This window comes from Tropicimonas sp., from assembly GCF_047971885.1.
GTDB lineage: Bacteria > Pseudomonadota > Alphaproteobacteria > Rhodobacterales > Rhodobacteraceae > Tropicimonas.
The window spans coordinates 1-21,187 of record NZ_JBKEAE010000046.1; the positions used below are offsets into that span (position 1 = coordinate 1).

21 protein-coding genes, 1 tRNA gene and 1 pseudogene are annotated in these 21,187 nt (G+C 64.3%); 13 read left to right on the forward strand and 10 right to left on the reverse strand.

Going from position 1 to position 21,187, the window contains the following annotated elements:
- Positions 1-138: 138 nt before the first annotated feature.
- Positions 139-215 (reverse strand) — tRNA-Arg (locus ACK5IR_RS05150).
- 198 nt (positions 216-413) lie between these two features.
- Here ACK5IR_RS05150 and ACK5IR_RS05155 point away from each other — a divergent pair.
- Positions 414-762: pseudogene (locus tag ACK5IR_RS05155) on the forward strand (transposase); the annotation flags it as partial.
- 13 nt (positions 763-775) lie between these two features.
- Here the strand turns inward: ACK5IR_RS05155 and ACK5IR_RS05160 are convergent.
- The 6 genes from ACK5IR_RS05160 to ACK5IR_RS05185 all read right to left on the reverse strand — a co-directional run bounded on the left by ACK5IR_RS05160 (position 776) and on the right by ACK5IR_RS05185 (position 6,897).
- Positions 776-1,945: a low temperature requirement protein A gene (locus tag ACK5IR_RS05160; protein ID WP_416926577.1), complete on the reverse strand. Its 1,170-nt coding sequence runs from the start codon at positions 1,943-1,945 to the stop codon at positions 776-778.
- A gap of 194 nt (positions 1,946-2,139) precedes the next feature.
- Positions 2,140-2,628 (reverse strand): cytochrome b, encoded by a 489-nt coding sequence (locus ACK5IR_RS05165; protein WP_416926579.1) that lies wholly within the window; start codon positions 2,626-2,628, stop codon positions 2,140-2,142.
- 217 nt (positions 2,629-2,845) lie between these two features.
- Complete coding sequence (locus tag ACK5IR_RS05170) at positions 2,846-3,682, reverse strand: shikimate dehydrogenase family protein (protein WP_416926581.1); 837 nt, start codon at positions 3,680-3,682, stop codon at positions 2,846-2,848.
- A 123-nt stretch (positions 3,683-3,805) separates the two neighbouring features.
- On the reverse strand, positions 3,806-5,329 hold the full coding sequence (locus ACK5IR_RS05175; RefSeq protein ID WP_416926583.1) for a tripartite tricarboxylate transporter permease: 1,524 nt from the start codon (positions 5,327-5,329) through the stop codon (positions 3,806-3,808).
- Entirely contained in the window at positions 5,329-5,841 is a 513-nt protein-coding gene (locus tag ACK5IR_RS05180; RefSeq protein ID WP_416926585.1) for a tripartite tricarboxylate transporter TctB family protein, read from the reverse strand. Before ACK5IR_RS05180 ends, ACK5IR_RS05175 begins: the two co-directional genes overlap by 1 nt.
- 60 nt (positions 5,842-5,901) lie before the next feature.
- Positions 5,902-6,897, reverse strand: coding sequence for a Bug family tripartite tricarboxylate transporter substrate binding protein (locus ACK5IR_RS05185; protein ID WP_416926587.1), 996 nt, complete (start codon positions 6,895-6,897; stop codon positions 5,902-5,904).
- A gap of 227 nt (positions 6,898-7,124) precedes the next feature.
- On the opposite strand from ACK5IR_RS05185, the gene ACK5IR_RS05190 reads away from it, so the two are divergent.
- The gene (locus tag ACK5IR_RS05190; RefSeq protein WP_416926589.1) at positions 7,125-7,787 is read left to right on the forward strand and encodes a TetR/AcrR family transcriptional regulator; all 663 of its coding nucleotides are present in this window, start codon (positions 7,125-7,127) and stop codon (positions 7,785-7,787) included.
- Here ACK5IR_RS05190 and aroQ read toward each other — a convergent pair.
- Both aroQ and ACK5IR_RS05200 read right to left on the reverse strand, forming a co-directional pair.
- On the reverse strand, positions 7,784-8,221 hold the full coding sequence (gene aroQ / locus ACK5IR_RS05195) for a type II 3-dehydroquinate dehydratase (RefSeq protein WP_416926591.1): 438 nt from the start codon (positions 8,219-8,221) through the stop codon (positions 7,784-7,786). The genes ACK5IR_RS05190 and aroQ overlap by 4 nt on opposite strands.
- Before the next feature lie 93 nt (positions 8,222-8,314).
- A complete protein-coding gene (locus ACK5IR_RS05200) occupies positions 8,315-9,226 on the reverse strand; it encodes a LysR family transcriptional regulator (protein WP_416926593.1) in 912 nt (303 codons plus the stop codon).
- Positions 9,227-9,337: 111 nt separating this feature from the next.
- Here ACK5IR_RS05200 and ACK5IR_RS05205 point away from each other — a divergent pair, with 111 nt between their 5' ends.
- The 11 genes from ACK5IR_RS05205 (at position 9,338) to ACK5IR_RS05255 (ending at position 20,831) form a co-directional block, all read left to right on the forward strand.
- Positions 9,338-10,264 carry a hydroxymethylglutaryl-CoA lyase gene (locus tag ACK5IR_RS05205; protein WP_416926595.1) on the forward strand — a complete coding sequence of 309 codons (927 nt, stop codon included), beginning with the start codon at positions 9,338-9,340 and terminating at the stop codon, positions 10,262-10,264.
- Positions 10,264-11,100 (forward strand): sugar phosphate isomerase/epimerase family protein, encoded by an 837-nt coding sequence (locus ACK5IR_RS05210; RefSeq protein ID WP_416926597.1) that lies wholly within the window; start codon positions 10,264-10,266, stop codon positions 11,098-11,100. The genes ACK5IR_RS05205 and ACK5IR_RS05210 overlap by 1 nt, the downstream gene beginning before the upstream one ends.
- 27 nt (positions 11,101-11,127) lie before the next feature.
- Entirely contained in the window at positions 11,128-12,534 is a 1,407-nt protein-coding gene (locus ACK5IR_RS05215; protein ID WP_416926599.1) for an aldehyde dehydrogenase family protein, read from the forward strand.
- The gene (locus tag ACK5IR_RS05220) at positions 12,534-14,309 is read left to right on the forward strand and encodes a thiamine pyrophosphate-binding protein (RefSeq protein WP_416926601.1); all 1,776 of its coding nucleotides are present in this window, start codon (positions 12,534-12,536) and stop codon (positions 14,307-14,309) included. The genes ACK5IR_RS05215 and ACK5IR_RS05220 overlap by 1 nt, the downstream gene beginning before the upstream one ends.
- A 54-nt stretch (positions 14,310-14,363) precedes the next feature.
- On the forward strand, positions 14,364-16,259 hold the full coding sequence (locus ACK5IR_RS05225) for a bifunctional sugar phosphate isomerase/epimerase/4-hydroxyphenylpyruvate dioxygenase family protein (protein WP_416926603.1): 1,896 nt from the start codon (positions 14,364-14,366) through the stop codon (positions 16,257-16,259).
- 133 nt (positions 16,260-16,392) lie between these two features.
- Positions 16,393-16,950 (forward strand): DsbA family protein, encoded by a 558-nt coding sequence (locus ACK5IR_RS05230; protein WP_416926605.1) that lies wholly within the window; start codon positions 16,393-16,395, stop codon positions 16,948-16,950.
- A 76-nt stretch (positions 16,951-17,026) separates the two neighbouring features.
- Positions 17,027-17,629: a DUF4178 domain-containing protein gene (locus ACK5IR_RS05235; protein WP_416926607.1), complete on the forward strand. Its 603-nt coding sequence runs from the start codon at positions 17,027-17,029 to the stop codon at positions 17,627-17,629.
- Complete coding sequence (locus tag ACK5IR_RS05240; protein WP_416926609.1) at positions 17,626-18,906, forward strand: DUF4178 domain-containing protein; 1,281 nt, start codon at positions 17,626-17,628, stop codon at positions 18,904-18,906. The genes ACK5IR_RS05235 and ACK5IR_RS05240 overlap by 4 nt, the downstream gene beginning before the upstream one ends.
- Before the next feature lie 16 nt (positions 18,907-18,922).
- The gene (locus ACK5IR_RS05245; protein ID WP_416926611.1) at positions 18,923-19,069 is read left to right on the forward strand and encodes a hypothetical protein; all 147 of its coding nucleotides are present in this window, start codon (positions 18,923-18,925) and stop codon (positions 19,067-19,069) included.
- A gap of 17 nt (positions 19,070-19,086) precedes the next feature.
- Positions 19,087-19,302 (forward strand): DUF350 domain-containing protein, encoded by a 216-nt coding sequence (locus ACK5IR_RS05250; RefSeq protein WP_416926613.1) that lies wholly within the window; start codon positions 19,087-19,089, stop codon positions 19,300-19,302.
- Complete coding sequence (locus tag ACK5IR_RS05255; RefSeq protein WP_416926615.1) at positions 19,299-20,831, forward strand: polyamine aminopropyltransferase; 1,533 nt, start codon at positions 19,299-19,301, stop codon at positions 20,829-20,831. Before ACK5IR_RS05250 ends, ACK5IR_RS05255 begins: the two co-directional genes overlap by 4 nt.
- Here ACK5IR_RS05255 and speD read toward each other — a convergent pair.
- On the reverse strand, positions 20,764-21,159 hold the full coding sequence (speD, locus tag ACK5IR_RS05260; protein ID WP_416926617.1) for an adenosylmethionine decarboxylase: 396 nt from the start codon (positions 21,157-21,159) through the stop codon (positions 20,764-20,766). The genes ACK5IR_RS05255 and speD overlap by 68 nt on opposite strands.
- Positions 21,160-21,187 lie beyond the last annotated feature (28 nt).

Below are 21,187 nucleotides of genomic sequence, written 5' to 3' on the forward strand. Positions count from 1 at the left end.
GATCGAACGATACATCCGCAACTTTAACAAGCGGAAGGTGCTCAGCAGCACGAAAACGGAACAAAAAGTTCCAACTCAACCGACCAAAGTTCCAAACCTTCAGAAAAAATGAGGATAAACAAATGCTTAAGAAGGTATTGGTGACCCCGGGAGGACTTGAACCCCCAACCCCAGACTTAGAAGGTCCGTGCTCTATCCAGTTGAGCTACGGGGCCGTGTTTCCCCTGATAACGGTTCGGGACGCGGTTCGCAACCGCGCGGGTATTTCCTAACCGATTGTCTTCCCTCGTGTTTTCGGCTACAGAGCCGCCGCGTAGAAGACGGATGCTCTATCCAGCTGAGCTGAGGGGCCATGGCGTCCACGTTTAAACGAGGGGCCGTTTTCGGGCAAGCCGTTAAGCCCCTGTATCCAGCCGGTCCGGTTCATGATCACACCCGGACAACGGGGCGACTGTCCGCAGGCACGCGGGCTGATCGAAGGGATCGAAGGCACCGGGCACCTCATCATGGATGCGGGCCATGACGCCGACCACCTGCGCCTGTTCATCGCACAAGATCCGGGCGCGACGGCACAGATCAGGCAGAACCTCTCCCGAAGCGGAAGCAAGAACATCGGTTGGGCGCTACAAGGAGCGTCATCTCGTCGAATGCTTCTTCAACAAGGTCAAACGCTTCCGAAGGATCGCCCTGCGATGCGAAAAGACACTCTCTTCCTTCAAAGCCTTCGTCGATATCGCATGCGCAATGGCTTGGCTCGCCTAAATGCAGACGCCGCCTAACGCGGCGCAACCCGGTAACAGGCGAGGCCGCGCCGGAGCAACGCGGCCGTTGCGGTGATGATTGCCATGCATTCCAGCGGCAGCGGCAGAAAAAAGCCCGACACCAGAACCAGTATCGCGGACGCCAGCAGGAACCACTTTGCCCAGCCCCGCAGGCAGAAGAGGTCGCGGATGAGCCACAGCATCGCCAGATAGGTGGCCAGCGGGATGGCGATCGCGATCATTGCCGTGCGCTCGTCGATATGGGCCTGATGTTCGAACACCTCGAGCACCACGGCAAAACCCGCCCCCACCGCCGCGCCCGAGGCGAAGAGCACGCTGTGCCCATACCCCCAGAGCAGGGCGCGCGGCAGAAAGTCGGTATCCAGGTGATCTTCGTCGGTGAAATAGACCCCCCACATGCCAAAGGTGATGATCGCGGCCAGTGTCGCGAAGATCATCAGATGCCAGTCGGGCATGTAGGAGCCCTCGTGCAGGCGGAACATGGCGGTGATTGCCAGAAAGCACTCGCCAAGAACGATGATGTTCAGCAGGCCGTAGCGTTCGATGATGTGATGGCGAGGCCAAGGGGTTGCCCGGTGCCGCTCGGCCAGCACCGGAACGGCCAGTTCGCCGACGACACCCGCCAGAAACAACGGCATCAGCGTAGTCAGCCCCGCACCGCCCCAGATCAGGTTCACCGCCACCCAGTAGATCTGCATGATGCCGATACCCCTGGCATAGCGCAGCGCGGTGACCCGCCGGGCCGGATCGCCGCGCGCCGCCGCAAGCCACAACAGCACCATGCCGGCCCGCATGACCACATAGCCGAACACGGCAAGGTAGATCGGATTGCCCTTGAACACCTCGGGTATGCCCGCCGCCACGATCAAGGCCCCGAACATGATCAGCATCGACAGCAGGCGGAACTCGGTCGAGCCGTCGTCATAGGCCGAGGCGAACCAGGTGTAGTTGAGCCACGCCCACCAGATGATGAAAAAACTGCACAGAAAGCCGACGATGCCATCGGCGGCGTGGCCCTCGGCCACGGCGTGATGCAACCCCGCCGCCGCCGCCGCAATGGCGATGACCGACGCCAGATCGTACATCAGTTCCAGAGTGGTTGCGGCGCGGTGCGATTCGCCCTTGTCGCGCGGCGGCAGCGCGTGCGTTGCCAGATGAAGCATGTCTTGGTCCCGGTCCAGTTTCCCCTGCGATGTCCGGTGCCTGCGGCCGGCTGGCTGCGGGCGTGGATCAATCGCCTAATGCACCGTGTCGACAGCCCGATCAAGCCGGCGCGGTTCGCAGGGTCACGACAACGGCATCCACGGGATGCGGGGCGCACGCGCCGGAGCCTTGCCGCCTGGTATTTCCGCGCGGATCACAGCATCTCGTGCAGGACGTTGGTCTTCCAGTAATACTGATGCACCAGAACGGCGGCGACATGCAGCAGGATCAGCAGCATCAGGATGCTCGTCATCGCCTCGTGCATGCCGGCCGGCCCGCCCGCCATGCCGAACCACGCAACCATTCCCGAAAGCGGCAGCAGCAGCGTTAGAACGTAAAACAGCACATAGACGACTTTCGATGTCTTGCGGGCGATTTCCGGCTCGCCGGCGGGGGCCGCAGGGGCGCCATTCCTCATCCGGACGGCCAGACGCCACAGCGTCAGGGCAAGAACCGAGACCCCGATCGCGATATGCGCCACCACGGTGGTGTCATAGGTAGGGATACCGCTTTCCATGAGGTCGTTAAACGGGCGCCCCATCCCGTCGAAGGCGAGATATTGCAGGGCGATCAGACCCGTCACGATCCAGTGGATCTGTTTCTGGAGCCTGGTGAAACCCGCGCTGATACTGAAAAAACCCATATCGTCTCTCCCGACGCATGCCGCTGTGCTTCTGTTACGCCGAAGGTCCGCATTTCCGGCGCAAAACCTCTCGGGCGCAACCCTGCGGCCACCTTACCCCAACCTCTGCCCGGACCAAGTGCTGCCGGGGGGAGCGGAAGAAAAATCGCGCCGGGTGACGAAAATGCCTGACCCGCGAGAATATGGGCGTGCATTCGGCTCTACGCGGCGCAGTCGCTCAGCCCAGGCCCGCTTCCAGATCACGACGCAACTGCGCGTGATCGAGCGGCAGGCCGCTGAAGAACGCCCAGGCGTTGACACCCTGATGGAAAAACAGCTCGTACCCCGAGATGATCTGCAATCCCGCCGCCTCGGACTCTTGCAGGAATTGCGTATCGACGGGCGTATAGACGGCATCGAAGGCCCATTCCGCGCCCGGCATGACCGACCGCGGAATGGCGCTGCCAGGATAGCCGACCATGCCGAGCGGCGTGGCATTGATCAGGCCGTTCGCGCCGGGGGCGATATCCTCGACCGACGCGCTGGCTGTAATGATCGTGCCGGTGCCGGCATTGCGCAGTTCATCGGCGAGCGAGACCGCCTTGGGAGTGTCGCGATCCGCCAGGCGGATTTCACTTGCCCCCAGGGTCAGCAGCGCAAAGGCGAGCGCGCGGCCGACCCCGCCGGCCCCGACCAGCGCCACCGCGCCGGGGGTGGTATCGTGCCGGACGGAGCGGTAGGCATCCATGAAGCCTGAATAATCGGTGTTGTAGCCGACAGGCGCCCCCTGATCGAAGACGACGGTGTTGATCGCGCCGATCCGGCGCACCTGTTCGTCGCGGATGGTCACCGCCCGTGCCGCGACTTCCTTGTAGGGATAGGTGATGTTCAGCCCCCGGTAGCCACCCATGCCACATTCGGCGAAGAGGCTGTCAAAGGGTTTTCCCAGTTCGGCCGGAATCAGGCTGTCGTATTGCACCGCAAGGCCGTTTTGCCGCCCGGCAAGCCGGTGCAGGCGGGGCGCGGAGGAGCGTTTGATGTTGTCTCCGATCAGCCCGAGTAGAAGATCCGGCATTTGGTTAACCTCAGATAGTGGCTGCCGTTGGTGTGATGTCGGGCGCCTTGCGCCGGCGCTGTTCCGGCACGCGGTCCCGCTTGGGGCCGGAGCGGGGGTTTCCCGCTCCGGCAGGAAGCCGTGTCAGGTCGGGGTCGAGGAACCCTCGCGCTTCGATCCCAGGCGCTTCTTCAGCCTTGCCCAGAGCGGCGTCTGGCTGACGAAGATCATCACCACCATGGCCAGCAGCACCAGCGACAGCGGACTGGTCAGGATGCCCTTGAACAGCGCCGAAAGGCTGCCCTGTTCCGAGATGATCGCCCGGCGCCAGTTCTCGTCCAGCAACCGCGACAGGATCACGCCGAGGATGACCGGGCCAAGCTGATAGCCGTAGGATTTCATGAAATAGCCCAGAATGCCGAAGGCCAGCATCCAGTAGACATCGGTGATCGAGTTGTTCACCGCATAGGCGCCGACGATCGACAGCAGCAGGATCAGCGGAATCAGCACCGTGCGCGGCATTTCGACGATCTTGGTGAAAAGCCGGATACCGGTAAGACCGAAGATCAGCATGAAGATGTTGGCCAGCACCAGCGCCCCGGTGATGAACCAGAACATCTGCGGCTGGTCGATCATCAGCATCGGGCCGGGGTTGAGCCCGTGGATGTAGAGCGCCCCGATCATGATCGCGGTCACCGCATCGCCGGGAATGCCCAGGGTCAGCATCGGGATGAACGCCCCGCCGACGGCCGCGTTGTTGGCGGCCTCGGGCGCGACGAGCCCTTCGCGGGCGCCCTTGCCGAAGGGTACCTTGGGGTTCCTGGTGGTCCGCTTGGCATGGTCATAGGCCATCAGTGCCGCGATATCCCCGCCGGTTCCGGGCAGGGCGCCGATGATGACGCCGATGGACGAGCTTTGCAGCGTCAGCGGCAGGTAACGGCGCACCGAGGCCCATTCGGGAACGATGCGTCGGATGGTCTGCTTCACCGCGGTCTTTTCGATGTGATGGAGTTGCATCAGCGCCTCGGCGACGCCGAACATCCCGATCATCACCGCGATGAAGCTGATGCCGCCCCAGAGCTGGGTGAAGCCGAAGGTGAAACGTTCCTCGGCGGTCAGCGGATCCATCCCCACCGTGCCGATCAGAAGACCCATCGCGCCGCAGAAAATGCCCTTTACCAGGCTTTCGCCCGACAGCGAACCGACCAGCAGGATGCCGAGGATCGCCAGCAGCATGAAGTCGCGCGGCTGGAAGGTCAGGGCGAAATCGCTGACCGTGGGGGCGGCGACGGCCAGAACGAAGACCCCGATCAGCCCGCCGACAAAGGACATGACGGTGGAAAGGCCGATCGCCTCGCCCGCCTTTCCCTGCTGGGCCAGCGGATAGCCGTCCATCGCGGTGGCGATGGCCGAGGGCGCGCCGGGGATGTTCAGCAGGATCGCGGTGCGCGAGCCGCCGTAGACCCCGCCCATGAAGATCCCGACCATCAGGCAGAGCGCCGGATAGACATCCCAGGTGAAGGTGAAGCCGATCAGGATCGACACCGCCATGGTGACCGATAGGCCGGGAATGGCGCCGACATAGACGCCCGCGAAGGTTCCCGCTGCAACCAGGAACAGAAGCTGGATATCGAGCCACGGGGTAAGGAAATATTCGAGCGCCTGCATCAGTCTGCCCCTCCGAAAACGCGCCCGATGGCGGCAAGGATTTCAGCCTCGGGAACGATCCCCGACGGCATCAGCACGGTGAAGACCAGGCGGAAGATGACGTAGATGCAGACCAGCGCCAGCACCGATACCGACAGCGCGTAGACGAAACCGCCCTTGCGCAGGTACATGATCGACACGACCAGAAACAGCAGCGAGGTGGGCAGGAACCCGAGCGGCACCAGCAGCAGGGCGTAACCGGCAATGAACAGCATCATCACGATCACCACCGGCGGCAGGATGTCGCGCAGAAAGAGCGTGCCGTCCCGTTGGCGCGTGCGGAAGTTGTCGAGCAGGATGATACCCGAGCTGAGGACCATGACAAAGGCCACGGCCATTGGCAGCGAGCCGGGTGAACTGAGCGATTCGAATCCCGAGATGGCGAATGCCTGCCACATCAGGATCAGGCTCGCGACGAATAAGGTGGCATTGAAGGGTAGCTCTCCAGCGCTGAGTTTGCGCTTGTCATGCATGTCCGGTCCTCCCTGCGAACAAAAAAACAGCCCCGGCCTGATGGCCGGGGCGCTCCACTCTTACGGCCGGGGAATCCCGAACTCTTCGGGCGATCTCTTGGCCAGTCCGGCATCGGCGATGAGCCAGGTCGTCAGCGACTGCCATTTCGCAAGGAACTGTTCTGCGTCCTCGCCCGAGATGCTGTCGATGACATAGCCGCGATCGCCCATCAGCTTGACGAAATCGTCGCTCCTGGCGCCCTCGGCATAGGCGGCCACCAGCTTGGCAACCACATCGTCGGGCGTGCCCTTCTTGACGAACACGCCGAAGAACGGCCCCCAGGGCAGGTATTCGGCGTATTCGGGATGGGTCTGGCCAAGCGCCGGAACTTCAGGCAGCGCCGCGGCCGGTTCGTTGTCGACCAGCACGAGCGCCTTCATCCGCCCACCCTTGATGCTTTCGATCGAGGCACCCAGAACCGCCGGCATCACGTCCACCGCGCCGCTTTGCAGCGCCGTCAGCGCCGGGCCGTCGCCGTCATAGGGCACCGATGTGACCGGCAGGTCGTTTTTCGACGCCAGCAGCGCGGTGACCACCGAGGGCACGCCGCCTGGCCCCGTCGATCCGAACTTTACCTTGTTCGGATTGGCCTGAACGTATGCGACCATTTCATCGAACGTGTCGAACGGGGCGTCGTTGTTGGCCACCAGTATCGGAATGCCGCGCGCCAGTATGTTGATGGGGACAAACTCGGAATAGTCGATATCGCCCAGCCCCATCACCTTGTAGAGCAGCGGGTTTTCGGCGCCCATCAGCAGCGTGTAGCCGTCGGGGCGCTGCGCATAAACGAACTTGGTGGCGATGGCCCCCACCCCGCCGGTCATGTTCTTCATCACCACCTTGCCGTCCAGAACGTCTTCGGCGTGGGGTGTCACGGTGCGCATCACCGTATCGGTCGAGCCGCCGGCCCCCCACTGGATGATGCCCTGAATTTCCTTGGCTGGATAATCCTGCGCCAGCGCAGGGGTTACAGTCAGCGCAGCGGTGAACGCTGCAACAAGCGATTTCCTGATCACGTCAACCCTCCCTTGGGTGTGTCGCCAGCGGATCCCTCCTGACCCGTGGTTCTGGATCCAAAATATACAGTTCGGTTAATTTGGCAATTTATTTTTGTTCCAGTTGGTACATTTTGTGATATTCATGGGATGAGAGGAGCGTTTCCAAAGAGCGAGAGATGGCAAAAGAAAGGCGAAAAACCCATTGGAAACAGGACCCTGAAGCGGTTAAGGCGGATATTCTCAGGGTGGCGGTAGAGCAGTTCGCAACCCACGGCCTTTCCGGGGCCCGGGTCGACGAGATCGCGCGCGCGACCGCGACCTCGAAGCGGATGATCTACTATTATTTCGACGACAAGGAGGGGCTTTACCGCGCGGCGCTCGAATCGGAATACCGGCGTGTGCGCGAGGGCGAATGGGAATTGCAGATCGGCGGGATGGACCCGGTCGAGGCGATGCGGAGCCTTGTGCGCTTCACCTTCGATTTCCATCGCGAAAATCCCAATTTCGTGCGGATGATCATGATCGAGAACATTCACAACGCCACCTATCTGGAACGCTCGGAGGTGATTCGCGAACTGAACCGGCGCGCCGTCAGCAAGGTCGAGGAAATCTATGACGAGGGTGTCGCCGCTGGCCTGTTCCGCGAGGGCATGAGCCCGCTGGAACTGCACTGGGCGCTTTCGGCGATGTGTTTTTACAACGTGTCGAACCGGGCGACCTTCAGCGTCGGTTTCGGCAGCGGCCTGTTCAGCGAAAGCCATCAGGAAACGCTGCGCGACCATGTGGCCGAGGTGATGATCCGCTCGATGCTGACCCCCGACACAATTCAGCGCCGCCGCTCCGGCGGGGGCGCGGCGGAACGGCCCGGACCGGAACGGATCGCCGGCGGGCTCCGCCGCAGCGGTTAACCCAGCAGGCTGCCCATCCGGCGCATCGCCAGCGCATAGCCCTCGATCCCGAAGCCGGCCATCACGCCATCGGCCCGCAGGCTGACATAGGAATGGTGCCGGAACGATTCGCGCTTGTGAACCTGGCTGATGTGAACCTCGAAGACCGGCCCGTCGAAGGCATTCAGCGCGTCGAGCACCGCAACCGAGGTGTGGGTCAGCGCGGCGGGGTTGATGATGATCCCCGCCGCCTCTTTCCGCGCGTCGTGAATCCAGTCGATGATCTGGCCTTCGTGGTTGGATTGCAGAAGCTTCACCGCCAGCCCGAACTCCTCGCCGACAGTGCGGCATTTGTGTTCGACATCGGCCAGGGTCTCGCTGCCGTAGATGTGAGGCTGGCGTTTGCCGAGCAGGGTCAGGTTCGGCCCGTTCAGGATGTAGATCAGCTTGCTCATGCGGAATCCCCGTTTCTTTGCCACGGCATGTTAGGACAGAACGCCAGCGGCGGCGATTGACAGTTTGTCCGCCGGAGCAAACCCGATGTTACGCTATGGCGCCGGGCGCCCGGCGGCGATCCGGTTCATTTCCGCGCGCATCAGTTCGACCAGTCGGTCGGCGAAGATCGAGCGCGGCTGATCGGCCTTGAAGGCGGCATAGGCACGGAAGGTCGTCGGTTCGCTGATCGGACGGACGGCGATACCGGGAAAGCGGATCGGGCCGGCCAGCGACAATTCGTCGATCACCGCCACGCCGAGCCCCTGACCCACAAGCGTTGCGATCATCTGGCCGGTGCGGGCCTGGATGGTGAAATCGGGTCTGAGGCCATACTGGCGGAAAGGCTCGGCCAGAATCCGGCCATAGGGGTCTTCCGGATCGACCCCGATCATCGGTTCGCGCACCAGATCGTTGACCGAAAGCGCCTCCACCCCGGCAAGCTTGTGCCCCTGCGGGACAATGGCCAGCAACCGGCCGCTGTAGAGCGGCATCATGACCAGGCCCGGATGGTCGAGCTTGTAGCTGAGCGCAGCGACATCGCCCTTGCGCAGCAGAAGATAGTCGATCGCCTCCTCGATCTTGATCGTGTTGAGGTTCAGATGAAGGTCGGGGAACTGGTGACGCAACCGTTCGACCGCCGCAGGGAAAACGTGATGCGCAACCGACGGTACCGCCGCGAAGGATGCGGTCCGCCCGCCGCCTGCCCGGAGTGCCCGGATGGAGTATTGCAGGTTCTCGACCGACTGGAACACCGCCGTCACCTGATCGAAGATGTCGCGCGCCTCCTCGGTCGGGGCATAGCGCCCGTGCGTGCGCGAAAACAGCCGTATTCCAAGCTGGTCCTCGGTGTGCTTCATCACCCGGCTGATGCCGGGCGCCGAGACGTTCAGAAGTTCGGCCGCCCCCTTGACAGTGCCCGCCACGGTGATGGCTCGGATGACTTCGATCTGTCGCAATGTCAGCATGGCCCAATCCGGAAATAATTAACATGATGTTTGCATAATGGCAAAATACGATACTTCTGTTAAGTAATATCCGGCACTACGCTGGTCCCGAGGAGATTTCGGGACAACGCCATGTATGAACTTGCCGGTCAGGTGCTGATCGAAGACGAATTCCTGCGCGACGGGTTGCAGAACGAACCGCGCCGGTTCTCGATCGAGGAAAAGCTGCATTTCCTGTCGGCGCTGGAAGCCGCCGGGCTGCGCCGGATCCAGGTCGGTTCGCTCGTGCATCCCAAATGGGTGCCGCAACTGGCCGATACCGACGAATTGTTCACCCGCATCACGCCCCGGCCCGGTGTCACCTATTCGGCGCTGGTGCTGAACCGCGCCGGGCTGGACCGCGCGCTGGCGGTCGGGGTGCGGCACCTGTCGATTTCGGTTTCGGCATCCGAAACCCATTCGCAAAAAAACCTCAACCGGTCGGTGGACGAGGCACGTTCCGCCATCGTGCCGACGATCGAACGGGCGCTGGCCGAGGGTGTCGCCGTCAGGGCAGGCATCCAGTCGGCGCTCGGCTGCGGGTTCGAGGGCCGGATCGACCTGGCCCGGGTGACCGAAATCGCCCGCGACTTCTCGGCCCTTGGCGTCGACGAGATCAACATTGCCGATACGGCGGGGCTGGCCGATCCGCGGCAGGTCCATACCCTGTGCACCCGTCTGCGGGATGAGATCGCGCCCGAGACCCGGCTTTCGCTGCATCTGCACGATACGCGCGGCATGGGCATCGCCAATCTGGTGGCCGGGCTTCAGGCCGGCGTGCGGATATTCGACGCCGCTCTCGGCGGTCTGGGCGGCTGCCCGTTCGTGCCCGGGGCGACCGGCAATATCGCAACCGAGGACGCGGCCTTTGCCTGCGAGCAGATGGGGCTTGAGACCGGCATCGACTGGCAGGCGTTGCGCAGCCCGGTGGCCGAGGCCGAGGGGCTGCTGGGCCGCCGCCTGCCCGCCCGGACCTCACATGTTCCGCCGCCCCCCTGGGCGCAGCGGGAGGATACGTGATGGGTCACAAATACTCGCTTTCCTATCTGACCGTGCCGGGGGTCACCCCGCCCGAGCAGACCCGCATCGCCGCCGCCGCCGGGTACGATTACGTCAGCTACCGCCTGTTTCACCTCGGCGTTGCCGGCGAGCCCGATATCGACCCGACCGCGCCGCGGATCATTCGCGAGACGCGGCAGGCGCTCGATGAAACGGGGCTTGAGTGCTTCGATATCGAACTGATGCGCATCCTGCGCGATCTGGATCCCAGATCGTTCCTGCCCGCCTTCGAGGCCGGGGCGGAACTGGGCGCGCGGCATGTCATCAGTTCGGCGTGGACCGACGTGCGCAACGACCGCAACTTCGTCGTCGAACGGTTCGCCGAGATCTGCGATCTGGCCGCGCCGTTCGGTCTGACGGTCAACCTCGAATTCCCCGCCTTCTCGCGGCTGACGACGCTGGAGGAGGTGATCGAGATCCTCGAACGCACCGGACGGGGCAATCAGGGTGCGCTGGTCGATACGCTCTATATGCACTTCAACAAGGCGCCGCTGTTCGCGCTGGAGCGCGTTCCGGCCGAATGGATCAATTTCCTGCACATCTGCGACGCCGACGACATGGCCTTTACCAAGGATGCGATGATCCACATCGCCCGCGACGCCCGGCTCTATCCGGGCGAAGGGGCGATCGACTTTTCCGCCATCAACTATCTCTTTCCCGACCTGCCGCTGTCGATCGAACTGCCGCATGCGCGGCGGATGGCGGAACTGGGCGCCGAACAGCATGCCCGAAACTGCATCAACGCCGCGCGCGCCGTCTTCGACCACGGCGCCGGGCAGAACCAGAAACCGGCCTGAGGCCGCCATGACCACCGGAGGAAACGCATGGCACGAGATATCACCCAGGAAGAAATCGACACCGTCGACGCAATGATCGCCCGCGCCCGCAGGGCGATGGACGAGATCAGGGATTACGACCAGGAGCGGGTCGACCGGCTGGCGCGTGCGCTTGGCTGGAATTGCGGCAACGAGACGACCTTCGTGCGCATCGCCCAGATGGGCGTGGACGAAAGCGGCATCGGCGACCGCGCCGGACGGGCCGGCAAGCGGTTCAAGGTGCTGGGCGTGCTGCGCGATGCGCTGCGTCAGAAATCGGTCGGCGTGATCGAGGAGGACCCGGAAAAGGGCCTGACCAAGATCGCCAAGCCGGCGGGTGTCATTGCCTCGCTGATCCCGACAACCAACCCCGAACTGACCCCGCCGGTCACCGGCATCTATGCCATCAAGTGCAGGGATGCGGTGATCTTCTCGCCCCATCCGCGCGCCAGGGCGACCACCTTCGAGATGGTGCGCGTGATGCGCGAGACGCTGAAGAAACTGGGCGCGCCGGAAGACATCTTCCAGTGCGTCGAGAAGCCTTCGATCCCGATGACGCAATACCTGATGGAACAGGCCGATCTGACACTCGCCACCGGTGGCAAGCCGATGGTCAGGGCCGCCTACAGTTCGGGCAAGCCCGCCTATGGTGTCGGTGCCGGCAACTCGACCATGGTCATCGACGAGACGGCGGATATCCGCGAGGCGGCAATGAACTCGCGCATTTCGAAGACCTCGGATTTCGGTTCGGGCTGTTCGGCCGATGGCAACCTGCTGATCGCCGACCAGATCTATGACGAGATGCGCGCCGCGCTGGTCGACGAGGGCGGCTATCTTTGCGGCGCCGGTGAAAAGGCGCTGCTGGAAAAGGCGCTGTGGGACGAACACGGCCGCCGGACGATCAACACCGTCGCCGTTTCGGCCCAGACCATCGCCGGTATCGCCGGGTTCGAAATTCCCGACGACCGCAAGTTCATCATGGTCGAGCAGGACGAGATCGGGCCCGGCCACAGGTTCTCGTCCGAAAAGCTCTGTGTGGTGATGGCGCTCTACCGGTTCCGGGATTTCGACGAGGCGATGGAAAAGGTCCGCGCCATCTACGAGGTTGGCGGCAAGGGTCATTCCTGTGGCATCTATTCCTTCGACGAGGCGCGTATCCTGCGCCATGCGGAAAATGCCCCCGTCAGCCGCATCATGGTGCGCCAGCCGCAATCCAAGGCCAATGCCGGCAGCTTCGAGAACGGCATGCCGATGACCTCGTCGCTCGGCTGCGGCATCTGGGGCGGCAACATCACCAACGAAAACGTCTCGCTCAAGCATTACATGAACGTGACCTGGGTGGCGCGCCCGATCCCGATCGACCGGCCGTCGGACGAGGAACTGTTCGGCGAATTCTACAATACCGAGGTGATGTGATGGCCAGGGATCTCAATTCCAACCAGCTCGTCCGCTATCTGGAAAACCGCGGCATCGAGCATGTCTTCGGGCTGTGCGGGCATACCAACATCGCCGTTCTTTCGGCGATGGCCAACAGTCGCCTGAGCTATATCAACGTGCGGCACGAGCAGATATCGGCTCATGCCGCCGACGGCTATGCGCGGGTGACCGGCAAGGCCTCGGTGCTGCTGTCGCACCTGTCGCCGGGCCTGACCAATGCCGCGACCGGTGTGGCCAATGCCGCGCTCGACTGCATCCCGATGGTGGTGATCGCCGGCGACGTGCCCAGCTACTACTACGGCAAGCATCCCCATCAGGAGGTCAACCTGCATGCCGATGCCAGCCAGTACGAGATCTATCGCCCCTTCGTGAAGCGCGCCTGGCGGGTGGACACGGCCGAACTGCTGCCCGAGATCATGGAAAAGGCGTTCGTGCTGGCCGAAAGCGGCCAGCCGGGGCCGGTGCTGGTCAACGTGCCGATGGATTTCTTCTCGGCCGAGGTCGATGTCGCGCTCTGGGACCGGCAGCGCGCCAATACCAGATCGCTGAGCAAGCCCACGATGGACGAAGAGACCGCGCGCGAGATCGTCTCCCGTCTCGCCGCCGCCACATCGCCGGTCCTTTATGTGGGCGGCGGCGTGGCGCTTGCGCGGGCCTATGACGAGTTGCGCGAATTCGTCGATCACATGCAGATTCCCGTTGCCCACAGCCTGATGGGCAAGGGTGTTCTGCCCGACGATCATCCACTGGTTCTGGGCATGACCGGATTCTGGGGGATGAAGTTCACCAACGAGCAGACGCTCGGGGCGGACTGGATCGTGGCGCTCGGAACCCGCTTCAAGGAAGCCGACAGTTCCTCGTGGTATCCCGAATACACCTTCGATATCCGGCCGGGGGCGACGCGGCTGATCCATATCGATATCGAACCGCAGGAGATCGGGCGCAACTATCCCGCCGAGATCGGTGTGGTGGCCGATCTGAAGGCGGCGCTAAGGGTCCTGAACCGGGTGGCGCGCGACATGCTGCCCGGGGGCCGCAAGGCGCCGGGGCTGGCCGGCCGCATCGCCGCCGAGCGCCGGGCCTTCGCCGACAGGAACCTGGCAATGCAGACCTCGGACGCCTTCCCGATGATGCCCGAGCGCATCCTGGCCGATCTGCGCGCGGTGATGCCGCGTGATGCGATCCTGACCTCGGATGTCGGCTGGAACAAGAACGGCGTCGCCCAGCAGTTCGATATCTACACCCCCGGTTCGATCCTGATCCCCGGCGGCTTCGCCACCATGGGTTTCGGCCCGCCCGCCGCCATCGGCGCCAAGATTGCCGCCCCCGACCGCGTGGTCGTCAGCCTGGTCGGCGATGGCGGGTTCGGCCAGAACCCGGCGATGCTGGCAACCGCTGCGGCCGAAAACGTTCCGGTGATCTGGATCATCATGAACAACAACGCCTATGGCACCATCGCCGGGCTGCAAAAGGCCAATTACGGCCTGACCCACGGCACGCTCTTTCCGCGCGCGGCAACTCCGGAGGAGCAGACGCCGGACTATGCCGCCATCGCTCGCGCCTATGGTTGCGACGGGGTGCGGGTGAGTTCGGCCGCCGGGTTCCGTCCGGCGCTGGAGGCCGCCATTGCCAGCGGCCGGCCGACGGTGATCGACGTAGCGATGGTCAACAACCCGACGCCGACTTCGGGGCACTGGAACATCCTCGACATCTACTCGCCAGAGGGTAATGCTGGCCACGTGTCGACCGACTGATATCGCGTGGCGCGGCCAAAGCCGCGCCACCTGCCGCCAAGCGAGGAACAAGCGATGCAGACCTCCATTGCGACCGTATCCGTTGCCGGAGACCTCAGCGACAAGCTGACCGCTATCGCCGGCGCGGGTTTCGACGGGATCGAGATCTTCGAACAGGATTTCATCGCCTATGCCGGATCCCCGGCCGAGATCGGCCGCATGGTCCGCGACCACGGGCTCCGCATCGACCTTTTTCAGCCGGTGCGCGATTTCGAGGGCCTGCCCGAGCCCCTGCGGACCAGGGCCTTCGACCGGATCGAGCGCCGTTTCGACCTGATGGGCGAACTGGGAACGGACCTGCTGCTGGTCAGTTCCAGCACCCATCCCGAAACGCTCGGCGGGGTGGACCGCATCGCCGCCGACTTTGCCGAACTGGGCGAACGCGCTGCGGCGCGCGGCCTGCGCATCGGCTACGAGGCCCGCGCCTGGGGCCGCTATGTCTCGGACTACCGCGATGCGTGGGAAGTGGTGCGCCGCGCCGACCATCCCGCCATCGGCCTGATCCTCGATTCCTTTCACACGCTGGCGAAAAAGGTCGATCCGGAAGCGATCCGCAAGATTCCCGGCGACCGGATATTCCATGTCCAGCTTGCCGATGCGCCAATGATCGCGATGGATCTGGAATACATGTCGCGCCACTTCCGCAACATGCCCGGCGAGGGTGACCTGCCGGTGCTGGATTTCGTCCGCGCCGTCGCCGCGACCGGCTATGACGGCCCCTACAGTCTCGAAATCCTCAACGATCAGGTACGCGGCGGCAGTGCCCGGATCGCCGCGCTCGACGGGCATCGCTCGCTCATCTATCTGGCCGACCAGATGCGCCGCGCCGAGCCCGCCGCCCGTATCGACGTGCCGGAGATGCCGCCCAAGGGCCATGTGCTGGGTATCGAGTTCGTCGAATTCACCGCCAACGAGACCGAGGCCGAAACACTTGGAAAGATGCTGCACACCCTCGGGTTTTCGCCGGTCGCGCGCCACATCTCCAAGGCGGTGACACTGTGGCGGCAGGGCGAAATCAATATCGTCATCAATACCGAACAGGAGGGCTTCGCCCATTCGGCCTATGTGATGCACGGCACCAGTGTCTGCGATATCGGGCTGATGGTCGAGGATGCGGCGGCAACCGTCGAACGTGCCCGCATCCTCGGCGCCAACCTGTTCTCGCAGCGGCTGGGGGCGGGAGAACTGGCCATTCCCGCCGTGCGTGGTGTCGGAGGATCGGTGTTGCACTTCCTCGACCGGGGGGCCGATCTTGCCCGCGTCTGGGAGGCCGAGTTCCGCCCCCTGCCCGCCGATGCCGAGGCGCACCCGGCCGGCCTGAGCCGGATCGACCATATCGCGCAGGTGATGAAACACGAGGACATGCTGACCTGGACGCTGTTCTACACATCGATCTTCGAAATCGGAAAAGCGCCCGAGATCGACGTTGCCGACCCCGGCGGCATTGTCCATTCGCGCGCGCTGCAAAGCGACGACGGGGCGGTCCGGCTGACGCTCAACGGGGTGGATACGCACCGCACCTTTGCCGGACGCTTCGTGTCCGACAGTTTCGGCTCGTCGGTACAGCACCTTGCCTTCGCCACCGGCGATATCCTCGAAACCGCGCGGCGGCTGGATGCAAACGGTTTCGACAGCCTGCCGATCCCCGAGAATTACTATGGCGAGATCGAATCCCGCTTCGCGCTTGGGCACGAGACGGTCGAGGCGCTCAGACGCGCCAACATCCTCTACGATGAGGACGGCGATGGCGGCGCCTATTTCCAGCTCTATTCGCGCCCCTACGGCGACGGGTTCTTTTTCGAGGTGACCGAGCGGCGCGGCGGCTACAACGGCTACGGCGCCCCCAACGCGCCCTACCGGACCGCCGCGCTCAAGCGGCTCGCCCGGCCGGCGACGATCCCGCGCCGCTGATAGTACGCGCAGCCCTGTTGCAAGGGCGCGGCACGGTGGCCGGCTTGACAGCCGGGCGCCGAACCTGTCTGGCTGCCGCTGACATGCCGGGCCACCCGCCCGGCGTGATGCGTTCAACGGCAGGAGACCCCGAATGACCGACACACCCCGGATTGCAGACCCGATGGAATGGGGCAAGGGCGCGCGCGTTTTCGAGGTTTTCCTCGAGCCGACCTGTCCGTTTTCCGTCCGCGCCCTCGGCAAGATCGACCGGCTCGTCGAACTTGCCGGGCCGGAGAACATCACCGTCAGGCTCCGCCTGCTGTCGCAGCCATGGCACATGTATTCGGGCGTGATCGTGCGCTGTGTACTGGCGGCCTCGATGCTGGAGGGAGGCAGGAAAAATGCCAGATCCGTTCTGGACGAGGTCGGCGCGCACCGCGAGGAATTCGAGTTCGAGGCCCATTGCAGGGGTCCGAACATGGATGTGACGCCGCGACAGATCATCGCCCGGATCGAGGAATATTGCGGCATTCCGCTGGCAGCGGCCTTCGAGTTTCCCGAACTGGAAGCTGCGGTCAAGTGGCAGGCGAAATACGCACGGCAGAACGGTATCCATGTCTCGCCGACCTTCATGATCGACGGGCTGATCCAGCCCGATATCGCCAGCGGCGATGCGGTCGAGGATTGGGTGGCGAAACTGGTGCGCTGACCCCCGGGGGCGGTGTGACGCGGTTGTCTTGCGCGGCACGGCGGACTACCCATCAGGTGGTATTTCGGGGCATGGCATGGCGAATTGTCCAAATTGCGGCGACAGGCTTCCGCAGCGGTTCGACGCCGCGCTGATGGCGGTTTGCGACTCCTGCCATTCGACGGTCTACCGGGTGGACGGGCGCCTGCTGACTGCCGGTCTGGCCGGCGAGATGCACGAGGCGCCGATGCTCGCCGATCTGAACAGCCGCCTCAGGATCGGTACCGAATGGCTCGACGTCGCCGGCCACGCGCGCTTCAGCTATGGCCCGGGCTGGTGGGACGAGCTATGGGCGGTGCGCCCCGACGGAACCGGCCGCTGGGTCAGTATCGATGAGGGCGATGTGGTGGTGCAGGACCGGCTGGAAACCCCCGCCGGGCCGATGCCGCAGCGGCCGGCGCTCGGGTTGCGGCTATCATGGCGCGGCCAGCCGTTCACCGCAACCGAGATCGACACCGGCCGGTGTGTCGCCCTGCGCGGCGTCTTTCCCGAGCGGCTCGCCATCGACGATCGCTTTGGCTATGTGAACTTATCCTCCGCCGGCGGTGCGTTGCTGAGCGCCGAAACCCATGCCGGCACGACCGACTGGTTCGCCGGACACTGGCTCGATCCGTTCACGCTCGAGGTGAAGCGCCGATGACCGCCACGATCCGCGCCATCAACTGCCCCGGATGCGGTGCCGGACAGGATGTGTTCGGCGGCGGGCGCGTTCTGACCCAGATCTGCCCCTATTGCGGCAGCGCGCTGGACGCGCTGGACGATTTCCGCGTCATCACGCGTTATTCCGGCCTCAAGCGCCCCGAAAGCCCGCTGTCACTGGGGGACCAGGGCCGGATTGCCGGGGTCGACTTCACAGTGATCGGCACGATCGGCTGGATGGAGCGACACCGGGGCGAGAGCTGGCACTGGACCGATCACCAGGTCTATTCGCCGACCCACGGCTATGCGTGGATCACGCTGGAGGACGGCGGCGATCTGACCTTCACCCGCCGGCTGCGCGCCATGCCCCGCAACTGGCTCAGCCCCACGATGGTCGAAAGGGCAGAATACCGGCCCTCGGTCACGCTGGGCGGCAGGCGCTATGCCTATTACGAAACCTCGACGGCGCGGATCGACTTCCTCGAAGGGGCGTTCAACTGGAAACCGGCGATCGGCGACAGCACGACCACGGTTTCGCTGATCGCCGAAGGCGCGATGCTCGACCTGAGCGAGGGCAAATCCGAGCGCGAGGTTGAACTGACCCGCCTCATGTCGGGCGAGGAGATCGCGAGCTTTGGCATCACGCCACCGCACGCGGCAACGGCAAGCCCGCTGAGGCTGCGCCCGGCCTGGCCGCACATGGCGTTCCTGCGCCGGATGGCGCTGCTTTTTGCGGTATTGTCGCTGGCGGCGCTGGTCGCCGCATGGGTTTCGGGCGGTGTGCAGCTTGCCGGCACCGGGCAGATCCGGCTGGCCGATCTTCCCGCCGAAGTCGCCGTTTCGGTTCCGAAGGGCGCAAGGCTTCTGCGGGCGGTGCTGAGATCGGACGTGGACAACGGCTGGGCGTGGTTCGACCTCGAGCTTGAGGACAGCGGGGGCGTGCCGGTGCTGGCCGCCGGCAGGGAAATCTCGTTCTATCACGGCGTCGATTCCGACGGACGGTGGAGCGAGGGCAGCCTCAGCGGCGGCGTGACCTTTGTCGCCCCGCCGCCGGGCGACTATCGCCTGTCGGTCGAGATGTCCGAGGCCGGTTCGGGCGAGTTCGGCGCCGATGTGACCAACAGCTGGGTCAGTATCGACATCAGCGCACCGCGTTTCAGCGCGCAACCGCTGATCGTGGCGGTGGCGGTGTTCGCCGCCATCGCTGTCGGCACGGTGATCGCCGATGCGTCGCGCCGGCGCAGGCTGCTGGCCGGTTCGGACTGGTCGGAAGAATGAGAAGGCACGGGAAGCCATGAACCTGGCCAGATGGATCATCGTCCTGGGTTTCGCCGCGCTGCTGGCCGGGGCCGGGTATCTTTCGTGGAAGGGCGTCTGGGGCGCCAGTTCGAACGTCGTGTCGGTGCGCTCGGCAAGCCACGGCGCGGCACGGGTGAAATAGCAACGGGGGCAACTCGAATGGCAGGAATTCAACTCGCCGAGGTGTTCGGCACCATATTCTACACTTTTCTCGGTTTCGGCCTGCTGGTGATCTGCTGGCTGGTGATCGAACGCATCACGCCCTTTTCGCTGCGCCGGGAGATCGAGGAGGACCACAACATCGCCATCGCGGTGATGATGGCCGCGCTGTTTCTCTCGCTTTCGATCATCATCGCCGCCGTCATCCTGTCGTGACGCTGCCGCGCGCCAAGGCGGTCTGGCTGCTGGTGGCGACGTTCATCGTCGCCGTGGCCGGTCTGGTCTATGAACTGGTTGCCGCTACCGCGTCGAGCTACCTGCTGGGCGACAGCGTGCGGCAGTTCAGCCTGGTCATCGGGGTGTTTCTCAGCGCCATGGGCTTTGGCGCATGGGCGTCGCGCGTTGTGGACGATCCGGTATCGGGCTTCGTCCGGATACAGATCGGGCTGGGACTGGTCGGCGGATTCAGCGCCCCGCTGGTCTTTGCCAGCTATGCCGGTTACGGCGCCGTCGGCCTACCGCTGTTTGCCGGGCTGATCGCGATCGGCGCGCTGTCGGGGATGGAAATTCCACTGATCGCGCGGGTGCTGGAACATGTTGGCGCCCGGCAGTTCCGCTTCGAGAACGTGCTGACCGCCGATTATCTCGGCGCGCTTGTCGCCTCGCTCGCCTTTCCGCTGCTGATCGTGCCGCATCTGGGGCTGATGAGCGCCTCGCTCGCCTTCGGGCTGGTCAATCTCGGGGTGGCGGGCGTGTCGATCTGGCTGTTTCGCGGTGAGTTGGGCCGGCCGGTCAAGATCGCCTGGGCAGCGGCCTTTGTGCTGGTCGCGCTGGCGCTCAGTCAGGCCGAGCGGGTGGTTTCGGCGCTCGACGCGGCTCTCTACGAAGACGATATCGTCTTCACCGAACACACCCGGTATCAGGAAATAACCGTCACGCGCTTTCGCGACCGGGTGCGGCTGTTTCTCGACCAGTCGATCCAGTTCGACAGCCGCGACGAGTACCGCTATCACGAATCGCTGATCCACCCGGCACTCGGCCTCGTGGCGCGCCCTGCGCGGGTTCTGGTGCTGGGGGGCGGCGACGGCATGGCGGTGCGCGAGATCCTGCGCCACGAAACGGTGGAGGAGGTCACGCTGGTCGATCTCGACCCGCGCATGACAGCGCTTTTCCGCGACAACACGGTGCTTGCGGCGCTCAACGATCATGCCCTGTCTGACCCGCGCCTGCGGATCGTCAACGCCGACGCCTGGAGCTTTCTCGACGGGCCGGGGCCGGGCTGGGACGTGATCGTCGCCGATCTGCCCGATCCGCGCAATCTGGCGCTGTCCAAGCTCTATTCGGCCGAATTCTATCGCCTGATGGTGCAGCGGCTGAATTTCGGCGGTGCCTTCGTCACGCAGGCCGGCTCGCCGCTATATGCGCGCACGGCGTTCTGGTCCATCGTCGCGACGCTGGAGGACGTTCCGAGCCCCGATGCGCCGGGTACCCGGCTGAGCGTCATACCCTATCACGTCCATGTGCCGAGCTTCGGCGAATGGGGCTTCGCACTGGCCCGCGCGATGCCGGCGGCACCGGCAATCCCCAGCCTGCCCGAGGACCTGCGCTACCTGTCGCCGCAAGTCTGGCTGGCCGCGCAGATCTTCGGTGCCGATACCGGCCGTGTCGCAGCCGAGATCAACTCGATCCGCACCCACCCGCTGGCCCGCTATTACCGGCAGGGCTGGGAGGCGTGGTTCGACTGATCCCGCGCTCGACCGTCATCGCGCTGCTGGCGCTTGCCGCCAGCCCCTCGGCAACCGTCGCGGCGGCCAGTGCGGCATTTGCCGCACCGCACATGAACACGTCGACCGCGGCATAGTCGTTCTCGGGCCAAGTGTGGATCGAGATATGCGATTCGGCCAGCAACAGCACGCCGGTCACCCCGCCGCCGGCGAAGCGGTGGAAATGCGCGCCCAGCACGCGGGCGCCGGCTGCCTGCGCCGCGCCTTTCAGGACCGCCTCGATCCGTCCGGCATCGGCCAGGTGATCGCTGCCGTGAAGTTCGAGAAGGACATGTTGCGCGGGTAGCACGGCGCGCGGCTCCGAAAATCAGGGTTTC

Bases quoted from the DNA above. Each gene is read 5' to 3' on its own strand.
- ACK5IR_RS05160 (WP_416926577.1), bottom strand. From the start codon at position 1,945: ATGCTTCATCTGGCAACGCACGCGCTGCCGCCGCGCGACAAGGGCGAA.
- ACK5IR_RS05165 (WP_416926579.1), bottom strand. From the start codon at position 2,628: ATGGGTTTTTTCAGTATCAGCGCGGGTTTCACCAGGCTCCAGAAACAG.
- ACK5IR_RS05170 (WP_416926581.1), bottom strand. From the start codon at position 3,682: ATGCCGGATCTTCTACTCGGGCTGATCGGAGACAACATCAAACGCTCC.
- ACK5IR_RS05175 (WP_416926583.1), bottom strand. From the start codon at position 5,329: ATGCAGGCGCTCGAATATTTCCTTACCCCGTGGCTCGATATCCAGCTT.
- ACK5IR_RS05180 (WP_416926585.1), bottom strand. From the start codon at position 5,841: ATGCATGACAAGCGCAAACTCAGCGCTGGAGAGCTACCCTTCAATGCC.
- aroQ (WP_416926591.1), bottom strand. From the start codon at position 8,221: ATGAGCAAGCTGATCTACATCCTGAACGGGCCGAACCTGACCCTGCTC.
- ACK5IR_RS05200 (WP_416926593.1), bottom strand. From the start codon at position 9,226: ATGCTGACATTGCGACAGATCGAAGTCATCCGAGCCATCACCGTGGCG.
- ACK5IR_RS05205 (WP_416926595.1), top strand. From the start codon at position 9,338: ATGTATGAACTTGCCGGTCAGGTGCTGATCGAAGACGAATTCCTGCGC.
- ACK5IR_RS05210 (WP_416926597.1), top strand. From the start codon at position 10,264: ATGGGTCACAAATACTCGCTTTCCTATCTGACCGTGCCGGGGGTCACC.
- ACK5IR_RS05215 (WP_416926599.1), top strand. From the start codon at position 11,128: ATGGCACGAGATATCACCCAGGAAGAAATCGACACCGTCGACGCAATG.
- ACK5IR_RS05220 (WP_416926601.1), top strand. From the start codon at position 12,534: ATGGCCAGGGATCTCAATTCCAACCAGCTCGTCCGCTATCTGGAAAAC.
- ACK5IR_RS05225 (WP_416926603.1), top strand. From the start codon at position 14,364: ATGCAGACCTCCATTGCGACCGTATCCGTTGCCGGAGACCTCAGCGAC.
- ACK5IR_RS05230 (WP_416926605.1), top strand. From the start codon at position 16,393: ATGACCGACACACCCCGGATTGCAGACCCGATGGAATGGGGCAAGGGC.
- ACK5IR_RS05235 (WP_416926607.1), top strand. From the start codon at position 17,027: ATGGCGAATTGTCCAAATTGCGGCGACAGGCTTCCGCAGCGGTTCGAC.
- ACK5IR_RS05240 (WP_416926609.1), top strand. From the start codon at position 17,626: ATGACCGCCACGATCCGCGCCATCAACTGCCCCGGATGCGGTGCCGGA.
- ACK5IR_RS05245 (WP_416926611.1), top strand. From the start codon at position 18,923: ATGAACCTGGCCAGATGGATCATCGTCCTGGGTTTCGCCGCGCTGCTG.
- ACK5IR_RS05250 (WP_416926613.1), top strand. From the start codon at position 19,087: ATGGCAGGAATTCAACTCGCCGAGGTGTTCGGCACCATATTCTACACT.